The organism is Rhodoferax sp. (assembly GCF_037143375.1).
Classification (GTDB): Bacteria; Pseudomonadota; Gammaproteobacteria; order Burkholderiales; family Burkholderiaceae_C; genus Rhodoferax.
This window is the reverse complement of record NZ_JBAWYV010000027.1, coordinates 25341-34791: the sequence shown is the minus strand read 5'-3', so window position 1 is coordinate 34791 and position 9451 is coordinate 25341. Positions and strand designations below refer to the sequence as shown.

Genomic DNA, 9451 nt, shown 5'->3' with positions numbered 1-9451 from the left:
GCTATTTTTCGAGGAGATGTGTCACTCATGGGTAGTTCACAACTTTCTCAGTTTCATACCATTGCTCATCTAATCCCGCCCTTGTTTTGATCTTCTTGATTTCACTTGAACGGAATTCAACTTTTACTGAAATGCAGTGGCAATGGTCAGAAAAAGTCCGTTGGTGGTATTTTTATGCAAAACATAATAAATGTTGGCACAGGACTAGTCCTTAAACCATCACAAGTTATAGCCGTATATTCAAGTTGAAATAGGCTGCCAATAGCCAGTTGTAAGGTCGCCAACCTGGTGACGTTTTCAAACTATTTCAGTTTGAAAACGCTGACTGTTTGCACAAGTTCCTGCGCTTGGGAGTTCAGACTCTCGGCGGCAGCAGCCATTTCTTCAACTAGGGCGGCGTTTTGTTGTGTGACCTGATCCATCTGGGAGATTGCCTCCACCACCTGACCAACGCCTGAACTTTGCTCATCGCTGGCGACGCTGATGGCGCCTATGATTTCGGTGACGCGCTGAATGCTGCCCACCACTTCCTGCATCGTCATGCCCGCATGATCGACCAGCACGTTACCTTGATCGACCCGTTCCACGCTGGCGCTGATCAGAGACTTGATTTCTCTGGCTGCCTGCGCGGAGCGTCCTGCCAGGGAGCGCACTTCAGTGGCGACCACCGCAAAACCACGGCCCTGTTCACCGGCACGCGCGGCTTCCACGGCGGCGTTCAGTGCCAGGATATTGGTCTGGAAGGCGATACCGTCAATCACACCGATGATCTCGAAGATTTTGTGCGACGACTCGTTGATGCCTTTCATGGTCTGCACCACCTGTGCCACCACCTCGCCACCGCGTATTGCCACGTTGGACGCACTCTTTGCAAGTTGATTGGCCTGGCGCGCACTGTCCGCATTTTGTTTGACGGTGGTGTCGAGCTGCTCCATAGAGGCTGCTGTTTGCTCCAGAGCGCTGGCTTGATGCTCCGTGCGAGCCGATAAATCACTGTTACCTTGGGCAATTTGAATGCTGGCGGTGGCCACCCCTTCGGCACCCTGGCGCACGTCCCAGACGATCTTGGCCAGGTTCTCCTGCATGTACTTGAACTGGGCCATCATGCTGTCGGAGTCACCGGGTTTCAGGGCGATGGCATGGCTAAGGTCGCCATGCGCCACGCTTTGAGCCAGGCTGACGGCTTCGTCCGGCTCGGCACCGAGTTGACGCAGTGAGCGGCGCACGATCAGACCAATGACAAAAAACAGGGTGATCTGCAAAACGACTTGCCCAGCCCAGAGCCAGTTGGTCAATTTTTGGATGTGCGCCAGATCCTCCTTGATATCCACGGTGACGCTGACCAAGCCAAGGACGCTGCCCTCATCAACCCCGTGACACCCCAGACATTTGGAGGATCTAAAACTTTTCATGGCAATAGACGGAATGACGGCTCTGAGCGACGCCTCACCGTTGTCGGTGATCGTCGTTTTGAATTGTGGTTTGCCGCTGGCCAGAACACTGCGATCAAGGTCATCGACTGGTTTTTCTTGGGGCAGTCCTTCACCAAACTCGTCATTGACGCCTTTGGCACGCACCACCCGAAGTTCCTTGAGTTTGTCTGAGACACCCAGTCGTTGAATAAAAAGTGCCCGGCTCGGGGCGTCACTGATGGCGTCCTTGCCCCCCACTTTAATGTCCATCATGGTGTTCAAGCCATTGATGGCGCCGTCTGCCACGGCCATCGTGCGCTCTTCGGCAGATGTGAGTTCTTGTTGGGCAAACTCGTGGGTCAGCCATTGCTGCGCAGCAAGCAGGATGACCAGCAACAGACCCTGAATAAGAAACTGCAACTTGCGTTGAAGACCAATATTTTGCCAAGAGCCAAGGAGGTTGTTTATAGCCACTATCTCGCTTAAGTAATTTTTGTACGGTGAATCAGGCTTACGGGGCACACCGTTAATGGCCCAACCCGAGCATCCCTTCCAGTTCATTACGTCACTGGTATCGGTACTTTAGCTTTGCGACCGCAACTACCGCTCCGATTGCCAATTATTGATATTAATCAATTTGTCCCACGATGAGCTTACATATGACGCGGCTGACCAGCGCTGAAAATCAAACAACTGGATCAATCAAGTGCTCCCGATCGTTGCCATCAACCTACGTCTTTGCCGGGATAGGTTTTCTTTATCTCAGACATTCAACTTTGACTGGCCGCTACAGAGAATGGGTCCGACTCTTGAAGACCCATTTGCCGATCACGAAAGCCTGCCTATGGGTTGCCCCGTTCGACTTCGGTCAAAAGCCAATCCTTCTGCCTGATGCTCTGATTATTCAATGGTGGCCAGAACAGACTCCAATAATTGGTAACTTCCTTCCGGAGCATTTAGTGTGATGCGCCCGCTGCGGTGGGCGGAAACGTGCATTTCCATTTTCATGGCATCCATGACAGCAATCGTGTCGCCCTTATGGACATCGCTGCCGTCGGGTACGGTCCAAGACTGCAAGGTTCCAGATATGGGCGAGAACACTGCACGGAGATCTTTATCAACAGCTGTCGGGCTTGCTGCAGCCTCATTGGCGCCAGCACCCGGCGACTGCATACCGCGCAGCAGTTCCATAGGCAGACCCAGCGTGACACGGCGGCCGTCGATTTCCATGGCAGTGCGGTAGAGGCGGGCATCCGGTGCGGGTTCGGCGCGTGCCGCAGCAGCCAGTGTGTTGGCAAAGTCGGTTTCAATCCAGCGCGTGTGGACCTTGAACGGTTCCTCGGACACAAAATCCGGGTGCGCCATGACCGCCCGGTGAAACGGCAGCACCGAGGCGACGCCTTCAATGCGGAACTCTTTGAGCGCCCGGCGTGCCCGCGCAATGGCCTGCTGACGGGTGGCACCGGTGACGATCAGCTTGGCCATCAGCGAGTCAAACGTGCCCGGCACGGTGGACAGGGTTTCGACCCCGGCGTCCACCCGCACACCCGGCCCCGAGGGGGCTGCAAACAGCGTAACCAGACCCGGTGTCGGCAGAAAGCCGCGCCCCACGTCCTCGGCGTTGATGCGGAACTCAAAAGCGTGGCCTTGGGGCACCGGCGTTTCGGTGAGGATGAGCGCGTGGCCATCGGCAATGCGCAACTGCTCCAGCACCAGATCAATGCCGGTGGTCTGCTCGGTGACGGTGTGCTCCACCTGCAGGCGGGTGTTGACTTCAAGGAATGAGATGGCGCCGCTGCCACTTAGCAGGAACTCAACTGTACCCGCGCTGGTGTAGCCAGCTTCGGCGCAAATGTCGTGTGCGGCCTGGTGGATGCGGCTGCGCTGGGCGTCGCTCAGGAACGGCGCGGGCGCTTCTTCCACCAGCTTCTGGTTGCGTCGCTGCAGCGAGCAGTCGCGCGTGCCCAGAACGACCACATGACCGTGGTTGTCGGCCAGCACCTGCGCTTCGATGTGGCGCGGGCAGTCCAGAAACTGCTCCACAAAACACTCGCCACGCCCAAACGCGGTGATGGCCTCGCGCACGGCGGACTCATATTGCTCGGCCACCTCGTCCATGCGCCACGCGATCTTCATGCCGCGCCCACCGCCGCCAAACGCGGCCTTGATGATGATGGGCAGGCCATGCTGCTCGGCAAAGGCCAGCACTTCGCTGGCATCTTTGGCCGGTTCTGTCGTGCCCGCCACCAAAGGGGCGCCGACTTTCAGGGCGATCTTGCGGGCCTGCACCTTGTCGCCCAGACAGGCGATGGCGGCGGGCGACGGGCCGATCCAGAGCAGACCGGCGTCGATCACCGCTTGGGCAAAGGCCGCGCTCTCCGACAGAAAACCGTAGCCGGGGTGCACGGCGTCAGCCCCGCTGCGCTTGGCCACGGCCAGCAGTTTTTCGATGTTCAGGTAGGTCTCGGCCGGGCGGTCGCCATCCAGACCATAGGCTTCATCAGCCATGCGGGCATGCAGGGCGTTGAGGTCGGGGTTGGCATACACGGCCACGGACTTCACGCCGTAATCGGCACAGGCGCGGGCGATGCGCACGGCAATTTCGCCCCGGTTGGCAATCAGTACTTTTTTCATGCGGTTTCTCTATCGGTGTGGATGGGGGCCGCGCTGTCGCGTGCCACGGTCGTGAGGGGTTCAAAGTCGCGGATGGGGTTGAAGCGCACCCAGGCGTTGATCGGAATCTGCCCGGCCCGATCTAGGTGGTAAGTGGCGACGCAGCCTATGACCGGATAGCCGCCAGTGAGCGGGTGGTCGGCCAGAAACAGCACCGGCTGGCCGCTGGGCGGCACCTGTATTGCGCCCCAAGGGGTGCCTTCGCTCGGCAGTTCGTCCGGCACGGCGCGTGCCAAAGCCACCTCGCCCGCCAGGCGCAGGCCGATGCGATTGGACTGCGGTGTCACTTGCCACCGCTGGCTACGCATGCGTTCCAGCGACTCGGGTGTGAACCAGTCGGTGCGTGGGCCCAACACCACGTCGAGCGTGACCACGTCTTGCAGGGTGGGCAAGTCCATCGGTGCTTCTTCTGGCAGGCCCACCGCCGCGCCATGCGGCATCGTTCGGATTGGCAGCACGTCGCCCGCGGCCAACGGTTTGGGGCCGACCTGGGCCAGCGTGTCGGTGGCGCAACTGCCCAGCACCGGCGCCACGGCAAAGCCGCCGCGCACCGCGAGGTAAGTGCGCAGGCCCGCTTGCGGCTGGCCGATGCTCAGGGTGTCGCCCTCGGTCAGCGCGAACGGCTGGTAACGCGCGGCCGGCCAATGGCGTCCGTTGGCGCTGGTCACGGTCAAGGGGGCATCGGCCCCGGTCACCGCCACCACTGTGTCGCCGTGGCTGCGCAGACGCAGGCCACCGCTGGCGGTTTCCAGACCGGCGCTGTTTGAAGTATTGCCGACCAGCCGGTTGGCGGCCTTGAGCGCGGCTTGGTCCATGGCGCCAGAGGCCGACACGCCTTGCCCGGCTTGACCGGGGCGACCCAGATCCTGAAACAGGGTTTGCAGACCGGGGGACAGGATTTCGAGTGCGGTGTCGCCAAGGAACGGACTGGCAGCTTGCGGATTCAAAGGAATTAAGTCTTTTAGGCCTCTAGCCCCCGTGCTATTTGCGCAAGCAGCTATTGAAATAGTAGCAATATCAACAAATCTCACCCGGTAACCGGGTTGCAGCAGCGCGGGCACGTCACGCGCCAGGTCCCACATCACCGTGGGGGTGACGCCAATGATCTGCCAGCCGCCGGGGCTGGCCTGCGGATAGACGGCGCTGAAGGTGCCCGCCAACCCGACCGCGCCCGCCGGAATGCGCGTGCGCGGGGTGCTGCGGCGTGGCACGTTGAAGCTGGGGTGGCCGCCGCTCAGGTAGGCAAAACCGGGCGCAAAGCCGGTGAAGGCCACCGTGTACTCGCTGTCGGTGTGGCGGCGAATGACCTCTTCGGGGGTGATACCCAGCAGCTCGGCCACCTCCATCAGGTCGTCGCCGGTGTAGTGCACGGGAATCTCGATCAGCGTGCCGCTACGTTCGGCGCGGGCGCTGACATCGCGCTGGCTAATCTGGCGCACCAGCTCGGCCAGGCTGCAGGCACTGGGGCGCCACTGGACCAGAATCGTGCGGGCGGCAGGCACCAGCTCTTCGATACCGGCGATGGGCTCGTTCTTGAGCGAGGCCAGCAGTGCCAGCGTTTGCTCCAGGTTGTCCAACTCCACCAGCAAGGCGTTCAAGTTGACGGGCAAGAACCGCATCATGCCGCCGCGACTTCAAATGATGCGATGGTGACACCGGCCTGCGTCAGTCGGGCGCGCACTTGGGTGGCGACCGCCACCGCAGCAGGGTTGTCGCCATGCACGCAGATCGAGTCGGCTTGAATCGAGACCCGACTGCCATCAATGGCTTCGATCACCCCATCGCGGACCAGGCGCAGCATGCGCTCGGCAATCAGGTTTGCGTCATGCAGCACGGCGCCGGGTTCGCGCCGCGACACCAGCGCACCTGTCGGGGTGTAGGCGCGGTCGGCAAAGGCTTCGGCCACCACGCGCAGGCCCTTTTCTTGAGCCCAGCGCAGCAGCGGTGAACCAGCCAGCGCCACCAGCGTCAGGCTGGGGTCGATCTCTCGGATGGAGGTGATCACATCGTGGGCTTGGCGGGCATCGTGGGCGATGGTGTTGTACAGCGCGCCGTGGGGTTTGACATAACGCACGTCGGTGCCTGCTGCTGCGGCCAAGCCTTTGAGCGCGCCAATCTGGTAAATCACATCAGCGATCAGGTCGGCGCTGTCCACATCCATGGTGCGTCGGCCAAAACCAATGAGGTCGCGGTAGCCCACATGCGCGCCCACCACCACACCGTTAGTCTTCGCCTGGCGCAGCGTGCGCAATATGCCCGCCGGGTCGCCGGCGTGAAAGCCGCAGGCTACGTTGGCGCTGCTCACCAGGGCGAGCATGGCGGCGTCGTCTCCCATGCGCCAGGCGCCCAGGCTCTCGCCCAAATCACTGTTCAAATCGATTTTCATAAGCTATTCCTGAAGGGCTGCGCGGTGGGCCGGGCAGCGTGGGTCAATGTCATAAGTCTGCGCTTGCGCGCTGCCAAATGCACCAAAGTGCTGGCATGGCACGTCCTGGTTAACGGAACATCAAAAAGTTCAGCAAGAACACATTGGCCAACAACAAGGTCAGCGCCGTGGGCACCTGCGCCCGAATCACCCCATTTCGGTCTGGTAGCTCCAGTAGCGCGGCGGGCACGATATTGAAATTGGCCGCCATGGGGGTCAGCAAGGTGCCGCAGTAGCCTGACATCATGCCGATGGCCGCCATCACCGCCGGGTCGCCGTGGTAAACGCCCATCAAAATCGGCACGCCCACGCCGCCGGTCATCACCGGAAAAGCGGCAAAGCCATTGCCCATGACCACTGTGAACAGCGCCATGCCAATCACGTAAACCGCGACCGCCACAAAGCGGATGTCCATGTTGATGTAGCTGGTGGTGACAAAGGCCACGGCCTTGCCCACGCCCGCGTCCGAGAACACCAGGCCCAGCATGCCCAGCATTTGTGGCAGCACCAGGGCCCAGCCCAGCGCGTCGGTCAGGCGGCGCGATTCGCGAAAGCCTTGTGCCGGGCTTTCCTTCGTCAGCCAGCACACCAGCCCGAACGAGATCACGCAACCCAGGCCCAGGCTCACCAGCGTGGTGTTCTTGGGGTCAATCAGCGGCAGACCGCCCACGCTGAGGTACTTGGCCGACAAGGTGCCAATCACCGTGACCAGTGGAATCGCCAAGGCGGGCATAAACAGCTTGTTGCCCAGGCGCTTGGCGCTTTCAAGGTACCGCTCGGCGGTGCGTGCCACATGGCGCCCCGCACCCACGCCGTTGAAGCCCGCGATCAAGGCCATGACGACCACGCCCGTACCCACCCAGAGCGGCGGCAGCTTCTCGCCAATCAGGAACACGGTGGCGTAAAGCGCCCAGAACAAAGCGCTTGAATAGCGCTTGGGATGGCTGCTGTCAGCCAGCGTCATGCCCGCCGTGATGACCAGAATGGCGCCGACCAGGTAATACAAATATTGAATAGAGAAAATCATGATCAAACTCCCTTGGTGGCTGCGTGTTGCGCCATCTCACGCGACAACATACTGTCCAGGCGATTGAGGCGCCAGGCGTGGATGACAAAGGCGCAAATCGCCGTTGGAATACCCCACAGGGCAATGCGCATCGGCTCGACATCGACACCCGCTTCGTGCAAAAAGGTGGTCATCAGCACAATGGCGCCAAACGCCACAAACAAATCTTCACCAAAGAAGAGGCCCACGTTGTCGGTGGCGGCGCAATAGGCGCGCAGCTTGAAACGAACGGCATCAGGCAGCTTGCCGTAACGCACTTCGGCCGCGCCCTCCACCATCGGCGCCAGCAGCGGACGCACCATTTGTGGATGCCCGCCCAGGCTGGTCAGTCCAATCGCCGAGGTCAACTGGCGCACGCCCAGGTAAATCAGCAGCAGGCGCCCGGCCGTGGCCGACTTGATGCGGCTGATCCAGTTCTGTGCATGTTGGCGCAGCCCGTGGCGCTCCAGTAGACCAATCACCGCCAGCGGCAGCAAGAGGATCAGGGGCAGGTTACGGGTTTTGATAAAACCGGTGCCAATGGCGGTCAGAATCCGCTCCACCGGAAAACCCGCCGCGAACGCCGTCACGATGGCCGTGCAGATCACGACCAGCATCGGGTTAAAACGCAGGACGAAGCCCGCGATGATGACGGCTACCCCGATGAGCGGCCACAAATTGACATCACTAGTCATATTGATCTTTCGTTGTACATATAAAAACCCAGTTCTTGTGCTGACCCTGCAAACCTGCCAGCTCACCATGCGATGCAATTTGCATGCCTATTGTTGAACAATGATATTTGAATCATTTAACAATATGCAATAAGTTGTACTGCAAGATGGTGCATTATGCCCAGCAGTAGTGCATTTTCTGCACTGGTATAAACCCTGAGAAATAGCGCGCTAGTGTCTGAAATCTGGTACAAAGCGCACTCCACTTCAGCCCTCACTTCCATTTCAGCTATGACCCCCAAACTCCCGGCCAACGCGCTGACACTGAATGAACGCACGGCCGATCTGATTCGCCACAAGATCGTCCAAGGTGAGTTCACGCCCGGCCAGCGCCTGTCGGAAGCGACCCTGAGTGAGAGCCTGGCCATATCGCGCAACACCCTGCGCGAGGTCTTTCGCATCCTCACCAAAGAAGGTCTGGTGCAGCACACGCCGAACTGCGGCGTGTCAGTGGCCATCCCCAGCATCGCCTCCATCATTGATATTTACCGTGTTCGCCGCCTGATCGAGTGCCAGGCACTGGCGCAGGCCTACCCGCGCCACCCGGCCAAAAAACACATGCGCGATGCGGTCGACATGGCGCTCAAGTGCCGCGACGCTTGCGACTGGCAAGGCGTGGGCACGGCGAATATGGAGTTTCACATGGCCATCGTCGAACTGGCCGACAGCGAGCGGTTGAATGTCATGTTCTCGCACATCCTGGCCGAGTTGCGATTGGCGTTTGGCCTGCTCAATGACCCGGAGTTTTTGCACGCGCCGTACATCGAGAGCAATGTCAAGATTCTGGAGTTGTTCGAGGCGGGCAAACTTCAGGAAAGCGCCACCACCCTCAACGACTACCTGGTGCATTCCGAGCGCATCGTGCTAGCCGTATACGCCCGGCGGCTCTCCGACTCGGGAAGCTTCGAGTAATTTCCACTGATGGTCGGGGTAATGGGGTGAATGTCGGGTTTCGAGCGGACATTTTTGGGAGCCTATGACTGAAACCGCTGCTCTTGCAAGTCCACGTTTTTCTCCATTGCAGCCGTTCAGTTTGAAGGTCGACTTACGAGAAAGTTGGTGGACTCAAGACCCATTCCTACCCTTCGCTGAAACCCTAGAAATCCAGTGAATTCTCGTAAGCAGACCTTCACCTTGGCAGGAATCTTCAACTATGAGCAGG

General features: G+C 59.8%; 7 protein-coding genes. 1 reads left to right on the top strand and 6 read right to left on the bottom strand.

Translation table 11 applies throughout. The features are described 5' to 3' along the window. Window positions 1-302: 302 nt before the first annotated feature. The 6 genes from WCG50_RS06570 to WCG50_RS06545 all read right to left on the bottom strand — a co-directional run bounded on the left by WCG50_RS06570 (window position 303) and on the right by WCG50_RS06545 (window position 8250). Window positions 303-1886 (bottom strand): methyl-accepting chemotaxis protein, encoded by a 1584-nt coding sequence (locus WCG50_RS06570; RefSeq protein WP_336898782.1) that lies wholly within the window; start codon window positions 1884-1886, stop codon window positions 303-305. Between the two features lie 426 nt (window positions 1887-2312). Further along, window positions 2313-4046: a biotin carboxylase N-terminal domain-containing protein gene (locus WCG50_RS06565; RefSeq protein WP_336898781.1), complete on the bottom strand. Its 1734-nt coding sequence runs from the start codon at window positions 4044-4046 to the stop codon at window positions 2313-2315. Beyond that, the gene (locus WCG50_RS06560) at window positions 4043-5704 is read right to left on the bottom strand and encodes a 5-oxoprolinase/urea amidolyase family protein (RefSeq protein ID WP_336898784.1); all 1662 of its coding nucleotides are present in this window, start codon (window positions 5702-5704) and stop codon (window positions 4043-4045) included. Before WCG50_RS06560 ends, WCG50_RS06565 begins: the two co-directional genes overlap by 4 nt. After that, a complete protein-coding gene (locus tag WCG50_RS06555; protein WP_336898780.1) occupies window positions 5704-6471 on the bottom strand; it encodes a 5-oxoprolinase subunit PxpA in 768 nt (255 codons plus the stop codon). Before WCG50_RS06555 ends, WCG50_RS06560 begins: the two co-directional genes overlap by 1 nt. Before the next feature lie 109 nt (window positions 6472-6580). Further along, on the bottom strand, window positions 6581-7537 hold the full coding sequence (locus tag WCG50_RS06550) for a DUF979 domain-containing protein (RefSeq protein ID WP_336898779.1): 957 nt from the start codon (window positions 7535-7537) through the stop codon (window positions 6581-6583). A gap of 2 nt (window positions 7538-7539) precedes the next feature. Continuing rightward, window positions 7540-8250, bottom strand: coding sequence for a DUF969 domain-containing protein (locus tag WCG50_RS06545; protein ID WP_336898778.1), 711 nt, complete (start codon window positions 8248-8250; stop codon window positions 7540-7542). 270 nt (window positions 8251-8520) lie between these two features. On the opposite strand from WCG50_RS06545, the gene WCG50_RS06540 reads away from it, so the two are divergent. Then, window positions 8521-9201, top strand: a complete 681-nt coding sequence (locus WCG50_RS06540; protein ID WP_336898777.1) for a GntR family transcriptional regulator — start codon at window positions 8521-8523, stop codon at window positions 9199-9201. Window positions 9202-9451 lie beyond the last annotated feature (250 nt).